This is a genomic window from Brevundimonas albigilva (assembly GCF_023503965.1).
Taxonomy (GTDB): domain Bacteria; phylum Pseudomonadota; class Alphaproteobacteria; order Caulobacterales; family Caulobacteraceae; genus Brevundimonas; species Brevundimonas albigilva.
In genome coordinates this window covers 1,923,066-1,940,280 of the sequence record NZ_CP097298.1, presented here as the reverse complement: position 1 = coordinate 1,940,280, position 17,215 = coordinate 1,923,066, and the positions used below count along the sequence as shown (strand labels likewise).

Below are 17,215 nucleotides of genomic sequence, written 5' to 3'. Positions count from 1 at the left end.
CAGGGTCCTCAGTAGCGCGGCGGCGACGGCGGCGAAACCGTCAGGCGCGACGGGGCGCATAGGCGGCGGCGAAGACGCGGGCGGCCTCCCGGGCGCGGGCGGCGCGGCGCTCGGGCGCCAGCTGCGGCACGTCCAGCATGGCGCGCAGGTGGCCGTGGCCCAGGACCAGGCCCGAGAACAACATCTCGGCCGCCTCGTCCGGATCGGGGACGTTCAGCCGGCCCTGACGCGTCTGTTCCGCCAGCCAGGCCGAGAGCGCGCCTCCAGGCTGCGGCGCGGGCCGGCGGCGTAGATGGCGCGCGCGATCTCGGGCGCCTCGACCGAGACCAGGGCGACGCCGCGCATCGAGCCGACCTTGTCGGCGGCGCACACCCTGTTCAGCAGGGTGAAGGCCAGCGCCTCCAGCACCGCCTCGGGCGGCCCGTCGACCTTCAACGGCGCGGTGACGTCCTCGACCCGCTTCTTGGCCAGCGCCTCGGCGATCTCGAGCTTGGAGGCGAAGCGGTTATAGACGGTCTGCTTGGACACCCCCGCCAGCTGGGCGATCTCCTCCATCCGGGCCTGCAGCCCCTTGTCGGCGAACAGGGCGGCCGCGGCGTCCAGGATGGCCTCGCTCTTCTTCTCGTCGACGGGGCGGGCCATCAGTGGGCGTCCGAGGGCGGGGCGCCGGCGGGCGCGCGGACCGGACGCGACAACAGGGTGATGAAGGCCGCGCCGGCGCACATGATCCCCAGCAGGGCGAAGGCGTCGCCGAAGGCCAGGGTGGTCGCCTGGCGGGTCAGGATGCCGTACAGCGCCTTCATCGCCGCCCCGGCCGGGTCGATGGACTCGGCGAAGCGCTGGGTCATGCCCGCCATCATCTGGCGCATGCCCTGGCTGGACTGGTCGATGGAACTGGTCAGTTCGGCCATGTGCAGGGCCGTATTGGTCGTCAGGCTGGTGTTCAATATGGCCAGGCCGAAGGCGCCGCCGACGTTGCGCGCCAGGTTCACCAGGCCCGAGGCGTTCTTGACCATGTGCGGCGGCAGGGTGGACATGGTCACCTGCTGGGAGGCGATCATGGCCAGCATGACGCCGACGCCGCGGAAGGCCTGGACCGAGGCGAACTGCCAGAAGCCCCAGTCCTCGGTGACCGTGTGGGCCTCCCACATGCCCCAGGCGCACATCATGAAGCCGCAGAACATCAACACCCGCGCGTCCAGCAGCCGCACCAGCCGTCCGGCGAACGGACCCGTGGCGAACATGGCCAGGCCCGAGACGACCATGGTCGTGCCCACCTCGGCCGAGGAATATTCCCGCACCCGCCCCAGGAACAGCGGCAAGAGGAAGGTGCCGCCGAACAGGGCGAAGCCGACGATGAAGGTCATGACGAAGCCGACCAGGAAGTTGCGGTTGGCGAAGGCGCGCAGCTCGACGATCGGCTGTCGATAGCTCAGCGACCGCCAGATGAAGAACGGCCCGGCGATCGCCGCCACCACCGTCAGCAGCAGGATATGGGTGTCGTCGAACCAGTCGTTCTTGGCCCCCTCCTCCAGCACGAACTGCATCGACATCAGGAAGGCGGCCATCAGCCCCAGCCCCCACCAGTCGAAGCCCTTGGCCAGCGATGCGTCGCCCCGGTCGAAGGCGCCGTAGCGGCCGACCAGGAACATCACCAGAAGGCCGGGTCCGACGTTGATGAAGAACAGCCAGCGCCAGCTCAGCCACTCGGTCAGGTGGCCGCCCAGGGTCGGGCCCACGGTCGGCGCAAGGGTCACGATCAGGCCCATGACCACGCTGGCCGTCACGCGCCGCTCGGGCGGAAAGGCGGTGAAGGCCACGGCGAAGACGGTGGGGATCATGGCCCCGCCGACGAAGCCCTGGATGGCGCGGAACAGGATCATGGTGTCGATCGAATTCGACAGGCCGGTCGCCACGCTCATCAGCACGAAGCCGGCGCACGAAGCCAGGAACAGACGCTGCGTTCCCCACAGCCGCGACAGGAAGCCCGACAGCGGGATCATCACCACCTCGGGGATCAGATAGGCGGTCTGGATCCAGCTGATCTCGTCGGCCGAGGCGCCGACCCCGGCCTGGATCTGCGGCAGGGAGGCGGCGACGATCTGGATGTCCAGAATGGCCATGAACTGGCCCACCACCATGCCGGCGAAGCCGAGCAGCAGCATGGTCCAGCTGATCTCGGGATGGCCCGCGACCGGGCCCGCGCCGGTCGGGCGGGCCGCCGGGGGCGACCCGGAGCCGGGCGCGGCGGGTTCGGCGGCCGTCACCGGGACACGGCCTCCGTCGAGGCGGTCTGCGCGCCGGAGGCTTCGGCGAAGCTCTGGCCGCCCTGGCTCTTGAGGTCCACGCGCACTTCCAGCGACAGGCCGGGGCGCAGGACCAGCCCGCCGTCGTTGCGCGCCACGGCGATGCGGACGGGCACGCGCTGGGTGATCTTGGTGAAGTTGCCGGTGGCGTTCTCCACCGGGATCAGGGCGAATTCGGAGCCGGTGGCGGGGGCGAAGCTGGCGATGCGGCCGTGGATCTTGCGGCCGGGGAAGGCGTCGGCGGTGATCTCCACGTCCTGGCCGATCCGCATCTTGTCCAGCTGCGTCTCCTTGAAGTTGGCCACGACATAGGCGTCGCGCATGGGCACCACCGACAGCAGCTGGGCGCCGGCGTTGACGTACTGGCCCACGCGCACGCTGCGGGCGCCGACCACGCCGGCGACCGGCGCGCGGATGACGGTGCGGTCCAGGGCGACCTTGGCCTGGTCCAGGCGGGCGCGGGCCTGTTCGACGGCGGCGACGCTCTGTTCGCGGGTCGAGCCCAGGACGCCGACCGCGCGCTGCTCGGCCACCCAGGCGGCGTGGGCCTGGGCGACGCTGGCGCGGGCGGTCTCGGCCTGGGCCTGCTGGGTCTGGATGCGTTGCTGGGACACCCAGCCCTGGGCGGCCAGCTTGCCGTAGCGTTCGACCTCGGCGTCGGCCAGGTCGGCCTGGGCGCGGGCCTGGGTCACCGCGGCGGCGCGCGCGTCGATGGCGGCCCGTTCCTGCTCGGACTGGGCGTCGACGTTGCCGACGGCGGCGAGCGCGGCCTGAAGGTTCGCCTGGGCCTCGGCCAGTTCGGCGCGCTGATCGGCGTCGTCCAGCCGGACCAGGGGCTGGCCGGCCTGGACGGTCTGGTTGTCGCTGACCAGCACCTCGACCACGCGGCCCGACAGCTGGGGCGCGACATTAGTGGTGTCGGCCTGGACGAAGGCGTTGTCGGTCTTCTCGTAGCGCTGGCCGTCGATCCACCAGACCACGCCGCCGACGATCAGCAGCAGGCCGACCACGGCGGCGACGAACAGCGGCAGGCGCTTGCGGAGTTCAGGAGACATGCGGGCGATCCGGGGGAGGAAGAAGGGTGCGACCTTTTGAAGCGGCGGCTAAAATGGACGCGGCCGTCCAAAAATCAAGAGATCATTGTGCGGCGCCGTGAACACGAGACGTTTCGGCGTGTTATCTGCCACGCATGACCGTCTCGAACGCCCCTTCCCTGCCCTCGCATGTCGACGTCGCGGTGGTGGGCGCGGGCGCCGCCGGAATCGCGGCGGCCGGGCGGCTGGACGGGGCCGGACGGTCCGTTCTGGTGCTGGAGGCCCGCGAGCGGATCGGCGGACGGGCGTGGACCCAGCCCTTCCACGGCGAGGGCCTGGACATGGGATGCGGCTGGCTGCACTCGGCCGACGACAACGTCCTGGCCGCGCAGGTCGAGGCCGAGGGGCTGACGCTGGACAAGACCCCGCCGCCGTGGGAGCGCCAGGCCTTCAACCACGAGATGACGCCGGCCGAGCAGGCGGATTTCCGCGCCGACTTCGCCGCCTTCGAGGATCGCGTCCATCAGGCGGCGACCCGCGGCGAGGACCGGCCCGCCGCCGACCTGTTCGACCCCGACAGCCGCTGGAACGCGCGCATGGACGCCATCTCCGGCGCCCTGAACGGCGCACGCTTCGCCCAGGTCTCGACGCTGGACTACGACGCCTATGGCGACACGGGGGTCAACTGGCGGGTGCGCCAGGGGTACGGCCGGCTGATCGCCGAACTGGCGCGGCCCGTCGCCGGACGGATCGCCACGGCCTGCCCGGTGCGGCGCATCGATCGTTCCGGCCCGACCTTGCGGCTGGAGACCGGGCGGGGCGTCGTGACGGCGGACGCCGCCATCCTGACCGTGCCCAACAGCCTGATCGCCGCCGAGGCCGTGCGCATCGACCCGCCGGTCGCCGCCTGGCTGGACGCGGCTGCGGGCGTGCCGCTGGGCCTGGCCTCCAAGGTCCACATGACGGTCGCGGGCGCCGAGGACTTTCCCGCCGACGGCCAGCTGTGGACCCGCAGCGACACCGCCCAGACCGGGGGCTATCATCTGCGCCCCTTCGGCCGGCCGATGATCGAGGCCTATTTCGGCGCCGACCTGGCCTGGGGGCTGGAAGCGGAAGGTCCCGACGCGGCCTTCGACTTCGCCTTATCGGAACTGGTCGCGGCCCTGGGTTCGGACATGCGAAAGCGGCTGGAGGCGGTCGCGGTGAGCCGCTGGGGCGCCGATCCGTTTTCGCGCGGGGCCTATTCGCACGCCCTGCCGGGCCGGGCAGGCGACCGCGCCCGGCTGCGCCAGGCGGTCGAGGATCGTCTGTTCCTGGCCGGCGAGGCGACGGCCCCGGCCTATTACGGAACCGCCCACGGGGCCTGGATGGAGGGCCAGCGCGCGGCCGAAGCGGCCCTGAAGGCGCTGGCGTCGCCGGACCGCTAGGCGTCCAGCCGTTCGCGCACCGCCCGGGCGAAGCCCGCGCCGGCGGCCGGGTCGTGGCCCAGGTAGAAGTCCGGCTCGATCAGCTCGGCCTCCATCAGCTTCCACGCGTCGCCGTCGCGCGCCATGTCGACGCGCGCGTACAGCAGCGGCTCGTCGATGGCGGCCAGGACGCGGTCGGCCAGCGCCAGGGCGTCGGCGTCCGGCTGGACGGGCGCATACTGGCCGCCGAACTGAACCTGGATGCGGAAGTCGCCGCCGACGGGCCGCTTGTTGACGGCGTGGCTGAACCGGCCGCCGAAGAACAGCAGCGAGGTCTCGCCCTCGGTCTGGATGGACGGCAGATAGGGCTGGATCATCGCCGCCCCGGTCGGCGGGTCGGTCATCGCCTGGCCGGGCGACAAACGCAGCGTCTTCCACGCCCCGCCCGAGACGGTCGGCTTGACCACGAGCTGTTCGGCGCCCGTCCGGGCGAAGGCGTCGGCCACGACCTCGGGGGTGGCGCGCTCGACCCAGCGGGTCGCGGGCAGGGGAACCCCGCGCTCGGCCAGCCGCGCCAGGTATCGCTTGTCCGAGTTCCAGCCCAGCACCGAGGCGGGATTGGCCAGCGGCAGATCGGCCGCGCGCCAGGTCTCGCAGGCCCTCAGCCAAAGGGGGTGCGCCCGGTGGTAGCCCCAGACCAGAACCGGCAGGATCAGCGGATAGGCCTCAAGGCCCGAGGCGTCCTCCACGTGCTGGGTCCACGGGGTCGGCTCGGCCTGGACGTCGGCCTGGGTCAGCGCTCGGGTCAGCCGCTCCAGCACGCCCGGCCATTGGCCGCTGTAGGACGGGTCGGCGGGATCGGGGGTCAGGACGGCGATGCGGGTCATGGCCTCTCATAGCCAAGCCGGCGCCGCTTTCCGAGCGTCGTCGTCGCGCTTAAGGAGAGGCGGCCGCCTCCGGAGACCCTTCATGACCGCCGACCCGTCCCTTCGCACCGTCCTGGTGGTCGCCGTGGCCCTGATCGACGTGGACGGGCGGGTGCTGATCGCCAAGCGGCCCGAGGGCAAGCAACTGGCCGGCCTGTGGGAGTTTCCCGGCGGCAAGGTCGAGCCCGGCGAACGGCCGGAAGCCGCGCTGATCCGGGAACTGCGCGAGGAGCTGGGGATCGAGGTGTCCGCCTCGTGCCTGTCGCCCTTCGTCTTCGCCAGCCACGCCTATGACGACTTTCACCTGCTGATGCCCCTCTATCTGTGTCGTCGGTGGGAGGGGACGGTCGTGGCGCGCGAACATTCGGCCCTGGCCTGGGTGCGGCCCGAGAAGCTGGCCGACTATCCGATGCCGCCCGCCGACGATCCGCTGGTCGCCTGGCTGCGCGACCTGCTGTAAGGCGCGCCCTTTCGTGACTGGACGGGGCGGCGCGGCCGGACCACTGTCGCCCCTTCCCCCAAGACCGGAGCCGACCATGACCGTCCTGATCCGACCCGAAGGCCAGACCCCCGACGACATGAAACTGAGCCGTCGCGCCGTGGGCGCCCTGGGCGGGCTGATGTTCTCGGGCTACGCCGTGGCCGCCCTGGCCAAGGAGGCCGAGCCGGTCACGACCGACGACGCGGGCCTGACGACCGAGACCGTGAGCTATCCGGCGCCCGACGGCTTCGACCTGCCGGCCTATGTCGCCCGGCCCGAGGGCGACGGGCCCTTTCCGGTCGTGGTCGTGGTCTCCGAGATCTTCGGCGTGCACGACTACATCCGCGACGTCTGCCGCCGCCTGGCCAAGCAGGGCTACGCCGCCATCGCCCCCGCCTTCTTCGTGCGGGTCGAGGATCCGGCGCCCCTGTCGGACATGCAGCGGATCATGCAGATCGTCTCGGCGGCCGGCTACGACCAGGTGATGGGCGACATCTCGGCGACGCTGGACTGGGCCAGCCAGCAGCTGTGGGCCAATGCGGACAAGGTCGGGATCACCGGCTTCTGCTGGGGCGGCAAGGTCGTCTGGCAGGCCTGTGCGCGGTTCGCCGTCATCGACGCGGGCGTGGCCTGGTACGGCCGCCTGGCGCCCGCCGCCGACGCGACGCCGGAGCAGGTCTCGTCGGGCCAGCCGTGGCCGGTCGACCTGGCCGCCGACCTGAAGGCGCCGGTGCTGGGCCTCTACGGCGGCCGCGACCAGGGCATACCGCTGGCCAGCGTCGAACGGATGCGCCAGGCCCTGGCCCGCGCCGGCCAGACGGGCAGCGAGATCGTGGTGTACGACGACGCCCCGCACGGCTTTCACGCCGACTATCGCGCCAGCTACGCCGAGGCGGACGCCAAGGACGGGTGGTCGCGCCTGACCGCGCTGTTCGCCGCCAAGCTCAAGGCCTGAGGCCGGGCGAAACAAAAGGGGCGGAATCGTCGGTCCCGCCCCTTCGCCGTTTCGATGGCCGGCGTCAGTTCCGATAGGCCGGCGGCATCGGCGTCTGCTGGCGGTAGCGGTCGCGCAGCAGAAGCGGACGGCTTTCCAGCGGCTGCTCCACCCCGCCGACGAAGACCGCCGACGGCTGGCTGAGCGGCTCCAGCGGATCGCCGGACCAGACCACCACGTCGCCGGCGGCCCCCGGGGCGATCTGGCCGAACTGGCCCGCCATGCCGAAAATGCGGGCCGGATTGACCGTCAGGGCGGCGATGGCCGCGTCATAGGGCAGGCCGTGCGAGACGGCGTTGCCGGCGTTGTAGCGGGCCTCGCGGGCGCGGTGGGTCGAACCCTCGTTGCCCTTGATGGCGATGACCACGCCCGCCGCGTTCAGCGCCGCCGCATTCTCCATCCGCGCCGCCCGCATCTCGAAGTCGTTGGGCAGGTTGTCGGTCGGGTTCAGCAGCACCGGCACGCCGGCCGCCGCGATCTGGTCGGCGACCAGCCAGCCTTCCTCGGCGCCGTCCAGGATGACCTTGACGCCCTCCTCGCGCGCCAGGCGCAGCACCTGCAGGATGTCCGAGGCGCGGCTGACGGTGACGATCAGCGGCATGGAGCCTTCGGCGACCGGGATCAGCGCCTCCAGGTCGGCGCGCGACAGCATCAGGTCACGCAAGCCCGCCCGCTCATAGGCCGACCTGTTGCGGGCGTAGAGGCGCACCTCGGCCAACGTCTCCTTGAACAGGACGAACTCGGCCCCGCGCGCGCCGCCCGCGACGCCGGCCCCGGCCTCGCCGAAGGGGGCGACCATGGCCACGCGCGGCTTGACCAGGATGTCCTGGCCCCCCGCCTGAAGGTTGGGGCCGAGGTGGATGATCGCCGCCTGGCCCGCGAACAGGCCAGGCTCGTGCAGGCCGCCGTCGCCGACGCCGGCGGTCTCGTCCTCATGGTAGTGGCCGCCCGACGAGCCGGGGTGCTGCGGCACGACCACCGCGCGGGTCACGCCGCCTAGCCGGGCAACCGGCAAGGTGAAGGACCAGGGATCGAGCCCGTAGGACACGTCGAAGGCCGCCGACAGGCTGTTGGAGGCGTTGCGCAGCTCGTTCGTGCCGCGCACCGAGCTGACTTCCGAGCCGCCCAGGCCGGAATCCACGGCGACGAAGCCGGGGGCCACGACCTTGCCCGCCGCGTCGATGACGCGGGCGCCGGCGGGCGCGCCGCCGGTTCCGACCGAGGCGATCCTGCCGTCGCGGATGACGACGGTGCCGTTCTCGATCACCGAGGTTCCGGTCAGGACGCGGCCGCCGACGATGGCCACCGTCTCCTGCGCCAAGGCGGGAGCGGAAACAGCCAGCGCCGCCACGGCGCCGGCGATCAGGTGCGAGAGGCGCATCAGCGGGCTCCTTCGGCGACGTTGGCGGCGGTCAGGGCGTAGCCCGGCTGGCCCAGCTCGAAATCGCTGGTCGGCTGGTAGGCGGGGTCCATGCGGTCGAAGCTGAGCGCGCCGTCGACGAACACCTGGTCGGCGCGGGCGTAAATGGAGAACGGATCGGCGCTCCAGATCACCACGTCGGCGCGCTTGCCGGTCTCCAGCGAGCCGGTCTGGTCGGCGATGCCGATGGCCCTGGCGGCGTTGGAGGTGATCCAGCCGATGGCGTGTTCCTCCGAGATGTTCAGCCCCGCGCGGCGACCGGCCGACAGGGCGGCGGCGGCCTCCTGGTTCAGGCGCTGGGTCAGGATCGGATCGTCGGAGTGGATGACGGCGCACGAGCCCTGTTGCGCGTCGACCAGGGCGGCGTTTTCCTCGATGGCGTCCAGCGCCTCCATCTTGAAGCCCCACCAGCCGGTCCACATGGCCGCGCAGACGCCCGCCTGGGCCAGTTGCGGCGCCAGCTTGTAGGCCTCGGTGGCGTGGTGGAAGGTGGTGATGCGGTAGCCGAACTCCTTGGCGATATCCATCATCACGGCCATCTCGTCGGCGCGGTAGCAGTGGTTCTGGACCAGGATGGAGCCGTCCAGAACGCCGGCCAGGGTCTCGTTTTGAAGGTTGCGGGTGGGGGGCGAGCCCTCGCCGTCCTCGCGCCACTTGTCCCACTTAGCCTTGTATTCGCGCGCGGCGATGAAGGCGGCGCGGTAGCCGGCGACGTTGCCCATGCCCGTCGCCGGGCTCTGGTTGCGCGACCCATAGACGCGCGAGGGATTCTCGCCGCAGGCCATCTTCACCGAATAGGGAGCGCCCGGCATCTTCATGCCCTGCATGGTGATGGAGGGCACGTTCCTGACCGTCACGCCGCGCCCGCCGAACAGGTTGGCCGAGCCGGGCAGGATGTGCAGCGTCGTCACGCCGCCCGCGCGGGCGGTGTTGAAGCCGGGATCCTGGGGCCAGATCGAATGTTCGGCCCAGACCTGGGCGGTGTTCGGGCTGGTCGCCTCGTTGCCGTCGCTCATGCCCATGACGCCGGGGGACGGATAGACGCCCAGGTGGCTGTGCACGTCGATGACGCCGGGGGTGACGTAGCGGCCGCGCGCGTCGATCACCCTGTAGCCGCCCGGAACGGGGGTGGAGGCGTCGCCCACGGCGGCGATCTTGCCGTCGGTCACGACGACGACGCCGTTGTCGATCCTGCGATCCGTGCCGGTCAGGACCGTGGCGCCGACGATGGCGAAATTCGCGCGGCAGGCCCTGGTAGGTCGAGGGGAAGGGATCGGGATTGGCCGCGAAATCCAGTCCCGGGGCCAGGGCCCGGTCACGCTGCGGCTTGGCGTTCGCCGCATCGGCGCCGTCCGCGCCCTCCGTCGTCGCACACGCCGCAAGCACGGCGCAGGCGAGAACCGCGAGGCTGGCGCCCCGCAGACGATGTCCGATCATCGATACCCCTTTTCCCGTTGACGCGCCGGAACAGGCGGCGCGCTGAACGCGGTCATAGAAGCCGCTGGGGCCGAGGCCGTCAAAGGTTTCGGCGCGCCGTCAGCCGCCGCCCAGCCGGGCGCGGACCTGGGCCTCGTCCAGCCCGTCGATCTCCAGCATCTTCAGGCGCGACTGGCCGCCCCGCGACAGGTCGACGGCGCGACGCGGCACGCCCAGGACCCGGGCGATCAGGGCGACCAGGGCGGCGTTGGCCTCGCCCTCCACCGGGCGGGCGCGCACCCGCACCTTCAGCACCGGCCGGCCGTCGGCGTCGACATCCCAGCCGTCGATCCCCTCGCGCGCGGCGCCGGGCTGGAGACGGACGGGCAGGCGGGCCATGCGGGCGCTCCGGAAACGAGAAGGGCCCCGGCGTCGCCGCCGGGGCCCCTCAAGTCTAGATCAACCGATCGGATCAGTCGCGACGGCGACGGCCGCGATCGCCGCCCCGGTCGCCGCCTTCACGCTTCGGACGACCGCCGGTGTCTTCCGACAGCGGGGCCTCGCCGCGCTCGGCGCGCTCGGCGTTGATCTTGTCGGTGATGTCCTCGCCGGTTTCCTGATCGACGACCTTCATCGACAGCTTGGTCTTGCCGCGATCGTCGAAGCCCAGGAACTTGACCTTCACTTCCTGGCCTTCGGACAGGACGTCGGCCGGATTGGCGACGCGTTCCAGGGCGATCTGGGACACGTGGACCAGGCCGTCCTTGGCGCCGAAGAAGTTCACGAAGGCGCCGAAGTCCACGACCTTCACCACCTTGCCGGTGTAGATGGTCCCGACTTCCGGTTCCGAGGCGATGGACTGGATCCAGGCCTTGGCGGCCTCGATCTTCTCCTGCTCGTTGGCGGCGATCTTGATGGTGCCGTCGTCGCCGATGTCGATCTTGGCGCCGGTCTTCTCCACGATCTCGCGGATGACCTTGCCGCCCGAACCGATCACTTCGCGGATCTTGTCGACCGCGATCTTGATGGATTCGATCTTGGGCGCGAACTCGCCCAGTTCGGCGCGCGGCGCCTCCATGGCCTTGTCCATCTCGTCCAGGATGTGCAGGCGGCCGGCCGAGGCCTGGGCGATGGCCTGCTTCATGATCTCCTCGGTGATGCCGGGGACCTTGATGTCCATCTGCAGCGAGGTGATGCCTTCGCGGGTGCCCGCGACCTTGAAGTCCATGTCGCCCAGGTGATCCTCGTCGCCCAGGATGTCCGACAGGATGGCGAACTCGCCCGACGGCTCCAGGATCAGGCCCATGGCGATGCCCGAGACCGGACGGGCCAGCGGCACGCCGGCGTCCATCAGGGCCAGCGACGATCCGCACACCGTGGCCATCGAGGACGAGCCGTTCGACTCGGTGATCTCCGACACCAGGCGGATGGTGTAGGGGAAGTCTTCCTTGGACGGCAGCATCGGGCGGATCGCGCGCCAGGCCAGCTTGCCGTGGCCGATCTCGCGACGGCCGGGCGAACCCATGCGGCCCGCTTCACCCACCGAATAGGGGGAAGTTGTAGTGCAGCAGGAAGGATTCCTTGTAGGTGCCGGTCAGGCTGTCGATGTACTGCTCGTCCTCGCCTGTGCCCAGGGTGGCGACCACCAGGGCCTGGGTCTCGCCGCGGGTGAACAGGGCCGAACCGTGGGTGCGCGGCAGGACGCCGACTTCCGAGACGATGGCGCGGACCTTGTCCAGGGCGCGGCCGTCGACGCGGTGGCTGTTCTCGATGATGTCGCGACGCAGGACCTCGGCCTCGCATTCCTTGAAGGCGGCCGAGAACTTGGAGGCGTCGACGCCGTCGGGGTTCTCGTCGGTCTTCACCAGGGCGGCGGCGGCGGTCTTCTTGGCCGCGTCGACGCCCGAGCGACGATCGTACTTGCCGGGGTGGGTGTAGGCCGTCTTGATCTCTTCGCCGACCAGCGACTTGATCGAGGCGACCACGTCCGAGTGATCCTCGGCCTGGAAGTCGAACGGCTCCTTGGCGGCGTGTTCGGCCAGGTCGACGATGGCGTCGATCACCGGCTGCATGCCGGCGTGGGCGAACATCAGCGCCTTCAGCATCAGGTCTTCCGACAGCTCCTTGGCTTCGGATTCGACCATCATCAGGGCGTCCTGTGTGCCGGCGACCACCAGGTCCAGGTCCGAGGTCGGCATCTGGTCGATGGTCGGGTTCAGCACCAGCTCGCCGTCGATCACGCCGACGCGCGCGGCGCCGATCGGGCCCATGAAGGGCACGCCCGAGATGGTCAGGGCGGCCGAGGCGGCGACCATGCCGACGACGTCCGGATCGTTCTCCAGGTCGTGCTGCAGCACGGTGACGACGACCTGGGTCTCGTTCTTGAAGCCCTTGACGAACAGCGGGCGGATCGGGCGGTCGATCAGGCGGGAGACCAGGGTCTCCTTCTCGGTCGGACGGCCTTCACGCTTGAAGTAGCCGCCCGGGATCTTGCCGGCGGCGAAGGTCTTTTCCTGGTAGTTGACCGTCAGGGGGAAGAAATCCAGGCCCGGCTTGGGCGCGCGGCCATAGACGACGGTGGCCAGGACCACGGTCTCGCCGTAGGTCGCCAGCACGGCGCCGTCGGCCTGGCGGGCGATGCGGCCCGTCTCCAGGGTCAGCGGGCGTCCGGCCCACTCGATCGTCTTGCGTTTGATGTCGAACATGTCTCGTCTTTCGTCTCCCGGGCGGCGTATTCCGCGCGGGGTCCCATCATTGGGGCGGATGCGTCGGGCGTTCAGTCCTTCGATCCATGGGCCGCCGCGCCATCGCGGAAGACCCGATGAGGACCGGCATGGCCCTCGCGTCTGCGCCGTGTCAGTCCCGCGGCGCGCGGGCAGGCTTTAGTTACGGAACGAGGCGCGGACGTGACCGCCCGCGCCTCGAAAGCGTTCTTTCGCTCGTCCCGCGCCCCGTCTTAGCGGCGCAGGCCCAGCTTGGCGATGATCGCCTGATAGCGGTCGCTGTCGACCTTGTTCAGGTGATCCAGAAGGCGACGACGCTGCGAGACCATCTTGAGCAGGCCGCGGCGCGAGTGGTTGTCCTTCTTGTGGGTCTTGAAGTGCTCGGTCAGGTTGGCGATGCGTTCCGACAGGATCGCGACCTGCACTTCGGCCGAACCGGTGTCGCCCGTGCCGCGGGCGTTGTCGGCGATCAGTTCCTGCTTGCGTTCAGCAGTAATCGACATCGTAAGGCTCCATCATTGGAGGTTGAAAACGCGGTCGGGTTCTAGGCGACCGGCCCGCAACTGACAGAGGGCGACCAGCGTCTGGCCCTGAAAGGCGGAAACCGTTCGCGACCCGCCCGAAAGGCGGCTCTTGAGGGTTTCGACCTGACGGGGGAGCAGAACGATCGGCCGTCCCTGCCGAAGCGAGAAGGCGTCTTCTGGCGTCACGGCCTGCTCCGGGATGTCGTCCAGGGCGGTCGCGACGGGAAGCAAGCCTTCCGAGGCGGCGCCCCTATGCACCATTTCCTCCAGAGAATCCAGAGTGACCGCATTTTCCGTGCTGAAAGGCCCCACCCGCTCGCGACGAAGGTCCGACACATGGCCTTCCGCGCCCAGGGCCTGGGCCAGGTCGCGCGCCAGGGACCGGACATAGACGCCCTTGCCGGTCAGGATGGTCAGTTCGACATGGTCGGCGTCGGGCGCGGCGCTGACCTCGGCCGAATGGATGGTCACCCGGCGGGCCGCCAGTTCGAAGGCTTCCCCGTCGCGGGCCAGGTCGTAGGCCCGCTGGCCGTCCACCTTGATGGCCGAGAAGCGCGGCGGAACCTGGTCGATCTCGCCGACGAAGGCCGGCAGCGCCGCCCTCACCTGCTCCGGCGTCGGGCGCACGTCGGAGCGGGCGACGATCTCGCCCTCGCGATCCACGCTGTCGGTCGAGACGCCCCAGTTGATCGTGAAGCGATAGACCTTCCGCGCCTCCATCATGAAGGGCACGGTCTTGGTCGCCTCGCCCAGCGCGATGGGCAGGACGCCGCTGGCCAGGGGGTCGAGGGTGCCCGCGTGCCCCGCCTTTTGGGCGTTGAACAGGCGGCGGATGCGGCTGACCGCCTCGGTCGATCCCATCTCGAACGGCTTGTCCAGGCAGACCCAGCCGTCGACGACGTCGCCCTTCTTTCCGAGCCATCTAGATCCTCCCCGTGCTTCACGGGGAGGGGGACCGCGCGCAGCGTGGTGGAGGGGGCGGACGCCGCACGGGCGTTCGACGATTGATTCGTGCGAGTTGGACCGACTGCGGAGCGGCGGTCGCCCCCTCCACCACTTCGTGGTCCCCCTCCCCCGCTGCGCGGTGGAGGATCATTGATCGTCGTCCCCGTCGCGCTCCAGGTCGGCGCGGACGCGGGGGTCGGCGAACAGGCGGTCCATGTGGCTGGCCGTGTCGAAGCTCTCGTCGTGGCGGAACTTCAGGTCCGGCGTGAACTTCATGTCCAGCTTGGGTCCCAGGCGCCCGCGCAGGAATTTGGCGTGAGCGTTCAGGGCCTTGATGATCTCGCTCTCGTGGCCGGTCGTCTCGGCCGCGTCCACGCCGGCGCCCAGGGGCTCGACGAAACAGGTGGCGTGGCGCAGGTCCGGGCTCATCCGCACCTCGGTCACGGTGATCGACACGCCGGCCAGCGCCTCGTCGTGGATTTCCTCCTCGCGCAGGATGTCCACCAGGGCGTGGCGGATCAGTTCGCCGGCGCGAAGCTGGCGCTGGCTGGGGCCCATCGGACCCGAGGCGTTGCGGGTGTGCTGCTTGCGGGCCATCGGCCTCACTCCTGTTCATCGCCCGCCGGGGCTCGGACCCGGCTGGAAAAGCGAAAGGCGGGCGGTCTAGTCCCCGCGGCCGCCGGTGTCCAGCGCGGCGGCGCGCGCGGCGTCCATCACCTCGGCCGAAAGAGCCGACCGCACAGGCCGGACGCCCACGCCCCCGGCGGCCAGCACCTGGGCCGTCCAGTGGTTGCACAGATGGACCAGCGAGAAGGTCTCGCGGCTGGCGAAGAAGCGCGCGTCGTCGCCCGGCCGCGCCGCCGCCAGGCGCGGCGCCCCGTCCGAAAGAGCCAGCGACGCCTCGATCCGTCCGGCCATGCGCGAGAAGGCGGCCGGCGAGACCGTCAGGGCGGCGACCCGCGCGGGTTCCGCGCTGCGTCCGGGATCGCCGGTCTCGGGATCCAGCATCACCACCGACGGATTGCCCGGCCTGAGGAAGGCGCGCGCGCCGTCCGGCAGCCGGCCCCGGATCGGGCTCTGGTCGACATAGAATTTCGCGTCGCCCCAGCCCACGCGGACCCAGTCGCCCGGCCCCAGGGACCGCACGGCCTGGGCCAGGGGCCCGCCCCGCGCCTCCAGCGCCCGGCGCGGCAGGGCCACGTCGGTGTGAAAGCCGTTGTCCAGGAGGCGGACCGCGATCCCCGCCTCCGCGCCGCGGGGCGCGAGATCGGCCGCCACGGGCGTCCGCCAGGTCAGCAGGGCCGCCGCCGCGCCGGCCAGGGCGCCGAGCAGGCCGGCCTTGCCCCCCATGGTCAGCGGCGGCCCAGCGCGCGCACGGGGCACAGGGCGGTCGGCGAGCGGTTCGCGCCCGGCGGGTCGCCCGCCCGCAGCGGCAGGATGTCGACGCCGTCGGCCCGCACCGCCAGGGCCAGCCAGCCGGGCGCGCCCTCGGCGCACAGCGGCGCCGCCCCCGACGCCACCCGCCGCACCTCGATCTGGACGTTGGACGGCGTGTTCAGGGCGGTGGCGTAGGACACCCCCTGGGCGACCGGCTCGGAGGCGGCCGCCAGCCGGTGCGGCGCGGTGACGATCCGCGCCTGCCCGAACGCCAAGGTCGCGCCCTCGACGCGAAGCGCCAGTCCGTCCGCGCCGACATAGTCGCCGGACAGGATCAGGTCGTTGACGGGCGGCGGGGCCGGCCGTCGCGACGCCGCGGGCGTGGGGCGCGGCGCGGACGTCAGGGTCATCAGGCGATGCAGCGCCGGCTCCACCACAAGCGCTCCCAGGGCCGCGAACAGCAGGGCGCAGACGACCGCCGCCGCCAGAGCGGTCGGGCCGGGTCGGGCCGCGCGGGACGAGAGGACAGCCGTGCTCATCGCCCCAGCATAACGCGGCGGCGAGAGAAGCGAGAGCGCCTATTCGACCGGCGACGGGGCCGGCGCCGTGGCCCATTCGCCCCGCCAGGCGTAGCTCAGCGTCACGCAGTGACGGAAGGTCCCGTCGGCCCAGCGGCCCACGGCGTGCATCGTCAGCGGCCGCGCCGCGCGCACCCGCCCCGCGACCAGCCAGGCCGCATCGGCGCCGGGACACAGGGCGCGCGACAGGCCCCGCCCGTCGCCCTCCTGAGCGATCGCATAGACGTCGCTTTCGGACGCGCCCGGCTCCAGGGCGCGCCGCACCCCGTCCGGCCCGCCGCGCTCCAGCCGCGCCGAGCCGCGGCTCGTGGTGGAATACAGGCCGTTCAGCCGCACCGCCCCGAACAGACCGCGCTCGACCTCCAGCGTCAGGCCGCGCGTCATCGCCTGGGTGACGCGGTCCGCCGCGTCGTAGGCCAGAAACCGCGTATCCGCCCGTGCGGGCGCGGCTGCGGCGACAACCAGCGTGGCGGACAAGACGACGGTCGGGATGCGCATGGTGTGTCTTTTCCGGACCTTTGCGTCAGGATCGCGGCGTCGCAGCGCCTGGGTCAGGCCTCGCCCAGGCAGCGCAGGGCGACCTGCAGGTTCCGCAGGCCGTCCTCTCCGGTGACGGCCGGGGGCTCGCCGGTGTTGATCGCGCTGGCGAAGGCTTCCAGCTCCTTCCTCAGCGGCTCGGCCGGCCAGCTGTTCAGCATCCGCGTCGAATAGGAGCCGTCGGGCTGCTGGCCGAAATATTCGGTGACCTGGCGGGTGATCAGGTCGGCGACCACGAACTTGGACTTGGTCGCCACCTGCAGGGTGCGGGTCTTGTAGGGCGTGACCCAGTTGGTGGTGATGTGGGCGATCACGCCGTTGTCCAGCCGGAACTGCAGCAGGGCGGTGTCCTCGCGCTCGGCGCGGGTGCGGGCCAGCTGCGGCTGGACCTCGACGATCTCGGAGGCCGTCAGGTGGCGGATGATGTCGATGTCGTGCACGGCCAGGTCGATGACCACCCCGACCTCGCCCATGCGCGGCGGGAAGGGGCCGACGCGGGTGATCTGGATGGAGATGATGTCGTCGTCCTGAACGGCGCGCTTGACCGT

Annotated in this window: 17 protein-coding genes and 2 pseudogenes; 3 read left to right on the top strand and 16 right to left on the bottom strand. The window is 71.2% G+C overall.

The genetic code is table 11. The annotated features are described in order from the left end of the window. Window positions 1–40: 40 nt before the first annotated feature. From MU852_RS10370 to MU852_RS10355, 4 genes are read right to left on the bottom strand one after another with little or no spacing between them, the layout of a single operon-like run. A complete protein-coding gene (locus MU852_RS10370) occupies window positions 41–217 on the bottom strand; it encodes a TetR/AcrR family transcriptional regulator C-terminal domain-containing protein (protein WP_249751923.1) in 177 nt (58 codons plus the stop codon). Next, the gene (locus MU852_RS10365) at window positions 214–642 is read right to left on the bottom strand and encodes a TetR/AcrR family transcriptional regulator (protein ID WP_249749520.1); all 429 of its coding nucleotides are present in this window, start codon (window positions 640–642) and stop codon (window positions 214–216) included. The genes MU852_RS10370 and MU852_RS10365 overlap by 4 nt, the downstream gene beginning before the upstream one ends. After that, window positions 642–2,267 (bottom strand): DHA2 family efflux MFS transporter permease subunit, encoded by a 1,626-nt coding sequence (locus MU852_RS10360; protein ID WP_430641135.1) that lies wholly within the window; start codon window positions 2,265–2,267, stop codon window positions 642–644. The genes MU852_RS10365 and MU852_RS10360 overlap by 1 nt, the downstream gene beginning before the upstream one ends. Beyond that, on the bottom strand, window positions 2,264–3,361 hold the full coding sequence (locus tag MU852_RS10355) for an HlyD family secretion protein (protein ID WP_249749519.1): 1,098 nt from the start codon (window positions 3,359–3,361) through the stop codon (window positions 2,264–2,266). Before MU852_RS10355 ends, MU852_RS10360 begins: the two co-directional genes overlap by 4 nt. 134 nt (window positions 3,362–3,495) lie before the next feature. Here MU852_RS10355 and MU852_RS10350 point away from each other — a divergent pair, with 134 nt between their 5' ends. Continuing rightward, the gene (locus tag MU852_RS10350) at window positions 3,496–4,767 is read left to right on the top strand and encodes a flavin monoamine oxidase family protein (protein ID WP_249749518.1); all 1,272 of its coding nucleotides are present in this window, start codon (window positions 3,496–3,498) and stop codon (window positions 4,765–4,767) included. Here the strand turns inward: MU852_RS10350 and MU852_RS10345 are convergent. Next, window positions 4,764–5,633: an ATP-grasp domain-containing protein gene (locus MU852_RS10345; protein ID WP_249749517.1), complete on the bottom strand. Its 870-nt coding sequence runs from the start codon at window positions 5,631–5,633 to the stop codon at window positions 4,764–4,766. The two genes, MU852_RS10350 and MU852_RS10345, sit on opposite strands and share 4 nt — an antisense overlap. Before the next feature lie 82 nt (window positions 5,634–5,715). Between MU852_RS10345 and MU852_RS10340 the strand changes: the two genes are divergently transcribed. Further along, window positions 5,716–6,132, top strand: coding sequence for a (deoxy)nucleoside triphosphate pyrophosphohydrolase (locus MU852_RS10340; protein ID WP_249749516.1), 417 nt, complete (start codon window positions 5,716–5,718; stop codon window positions 6,130–6,132). Between the two features lie 76 nt (window positions 6,133–6,208). Further along, entirely contained in the window at window positions 6,209–7,108 is a 900-nt protein-coding gene (locus MU852_RS10335; protein WP_249749515.1) for a dienelactone hydrolase family protein, read from the top strand. A gap of 64 nt (window positions 7,109–7,172) precedes the next feature. Here the strand turns inward: MU852_RS10335 and MU852_RS10330 are convergent, their stop codons facing one another. The 11 genes and pseudogenes from MU852_RS10330 to MU852_RS17905 all read right to left on the bottom strand — a co-directional run bounded on the left by MU852_RS10330 (window position 7,173) and on the right by MU852_RS17905 (window position 17,140). Then, window positions 7,173–8,528: an amidohydrolase family protein gene (locus MU852_RS10330; RefSeq protein ID WP_249749514.1), complete on the bottom strand. Its 1,356-nt coding sequence runs from the start codon at window positions 8,526–8,528 to the stop codon at window positions 7,173–7,175. After that, on the bottom strand, window positions 8,528–9,736 hold the full coding sequence (locus MU852_RS10325; protein WP_430641134.1) for an amidohydrolase: 1,209 nt from the start codon (window positions 9,734–9,736) through the stop codon (window positions 8,528–8,530). The genes MU852_RS10330 and MU852_RS10325 overlap by 1 nt, the downstream gene beginning before the upstream one ends. A 367-nt stretch (window positions 9,737–10,103) precedes the next feature. Beyond that, the gene (locus tag MU852_RS10320; RefSeq protein WP_249749513.1) at window positions 10,104–10,382 is read right to left on the bottom strand and encodes a DUF167 domain-containing protein; all 279 of its coding nucleotides are present in this window, start codon (window positions 10,380–10,382) and stop codon (window positions 10,104–10,106) included. 73 nt (window positions 10,383–10,455) lie between these two features. Further along, a pseudogene (gene pnp, locus MU852_RS10315) lies at window positions 10,456–12,688 on the bottom strand (polyribonucleotide nucleotidyltransferase). A gap of 251 nt (window positions 12,689–12,939) precedes the next feature. Then, window positions 12,940–13,209 (bottom strand): 30S ribosomal protein S15, encoded by a 270-nt coding sequence (rpsO, locus tag MU852_RS10310; RefSeq protein WP_249749512.1) that lies wholly within the window; start codon window positions 13,207–13,209, stop codon window positions 12,940–12,942. Between the two features lie 12 nt (window positions 13,210–13,221). Continuing rightward, window positions 13,222–14,142: pseudogene (gene truB, locus MU852_RS10305) on the bottom strand (tRNA pseudouridine(55) synthase TruB); the annotation flags it as partial. A gap of 180 nt (window positions 14,143–14,322) precedes the next feature. Beyond that, entirely contained in the window at window positions 14,323–14,772 is a 450-nt protein-coding gene (gene rbfA / locus MU852_RS10300; protein ID WP_249749510.1) for a 30S ribosome-binding factor RbfA, read from the bottom strand. 66 nt (window positions 14,773–14,838) lie between these two features. Beyond that, the gene (locus MU852_RS10295) at window positions 14,839–15,525 is read right to left on the bottom strand and encodes a DUF2459 domain-containing protein (RefSeq protein ID WP_249749509.1); all 687 of its coding nucleotides are present in this window, start codon (window positions 15,523–15,525) and stop codon (window positions 14,839–14,841) included. Window positions 15,526–15,527: 2 nt separating this feature from the next. Then, complete coding sequence (locus MU852_RS10290; protein ID WP_249749508.1) at window positions 15,528–16,091, bottom strand: hypothetical protein; 564 nt, start codon at window positions 16,089–16,091, stop codon at window positions 15,528–15,530. Window positions 16,092–16,130: 39 nt separating this feature from the next. After that, a complete protein-coding gene (locus tag MU852_RS10285) occupies window positions 16,131–16,628 on the bottom strand; it encodes a hypothetical protein (protein ID WP_249749507.1) in 498 nt (165 codons plus the stop codon). Between the two features lie 53 nt (window positions 16,629–16,681). Beyond that, a complete protein-coding gene (locus MU852_RS17905) occupies window positions 16,682–17,140 on the bottom strand; it encodes a Gfo/Idh/MocA family protein (RefSeq protein ID WP_347342388.1) in 459 nt (152 codons plus the stop codon). Window positions 17,141–17,215 lie beyond the last annotated feature (75 nt).

Bases quoted from the DNA above. Each gene is read 5' to 3' on its own strand.
- MU852_RS10365 (WP_249749520.1), bottom strand. From the start codon at position 642: ATGGCCCGCCCCGTCGACGAGAAGAAGAGCGAGGCCATCCTGGACGCC.
- MU852_RS10355 (WP_249749519.1), bottom strand. From the start codon at position 3,361: ATGTCTCCTGAACTCCGCAAGCGCCTGCCGCTGTTCGTCGCCGCCGTG.
- MU852_RS10350 (WP_249749518.1), top strand. From the start codon at position 3,496: ATGACCGTCTCGAACGCCCCTTCCCTGCCCTCGCATGTCGACGTCGCG.
- MU852_RS10345 (WP_249749517.1), bottom strand. From the start codon at position 5,633: ATGACCCGCATCGCCGTCCTGACCCCCGATCCCGCCGACCCGTCCTAC.
- MU852_RS10340 (WP_249749516.1), top strand. From the start codon at position 5,716: ATGACCGCCGACCCGTCCCTTCGCACCGTCCTGGTGGTCGCCGTGGCC.
- MU852_RS10335 (WP_249749515.1), top strand. From the start codon at position 6,209: ATGACCGTCCTGATCCGACCCGAAGGCCAGACCCCCGACGACATGAAA.
- MU852_RS10330 (WP_249749514.1), bottom strand. From the start codon at position 8,528: ATGCGCCTCTCGCACCTGATCGCCGGCGCCGTGGCGGCGCTGGCTGTT.
- MU852_RS10320 (WP_249749513.1), bottom strand. From the start codon at position 10,382: ATGGCCCGCCTGCCCGTCCGTCTCCAGCCCGGCGCCGCGCGCGAGGGG.
- rpsO (WP_249749512.1), bottom strand. From the start codon at position 13,209: ATGTCGATTACTGCTGAACGCAAGCAGGAACTGATCGCCGACAACGCC.
- rbfA (WP_249749510.1), bottom strand. From the start codon at position 14,772: ATGGCCCGCAAGCAGCACACCCGCAACGCCTCGGGTCCGATGGGCCCC.
- MU852_RS10295 (WP_249749509.1), bottom strand. From the start codon at position 15,525: ATGGGGGGCAAGGCCGGCCTGCTCGGCGCCCTGGCCGGCGCGGCGGCG.
- MU852_RS10290 (WP_249749508.1), bottom strand. From the start codon at position 16,091: ATGAGCACGGCTGTCCTCTCGTCCCGCGCGGCCCGACCCGGCCCGACC.
- MU852_RS10285 (WP_249749507.1), bottom strand. From the start codon at position 16,628: ATGCGCATCCCGACCGTCGTCTTGTCCGCCACGCTGGTTGTCGCCGCA.
- MU852_RS17905 (WP_347342388.1), bottom strand. From the start codon at position 17,140: ATGGGCGAGGTCGGGGTGGTCATCGACCTGGCCGTGCACGACATCGAC.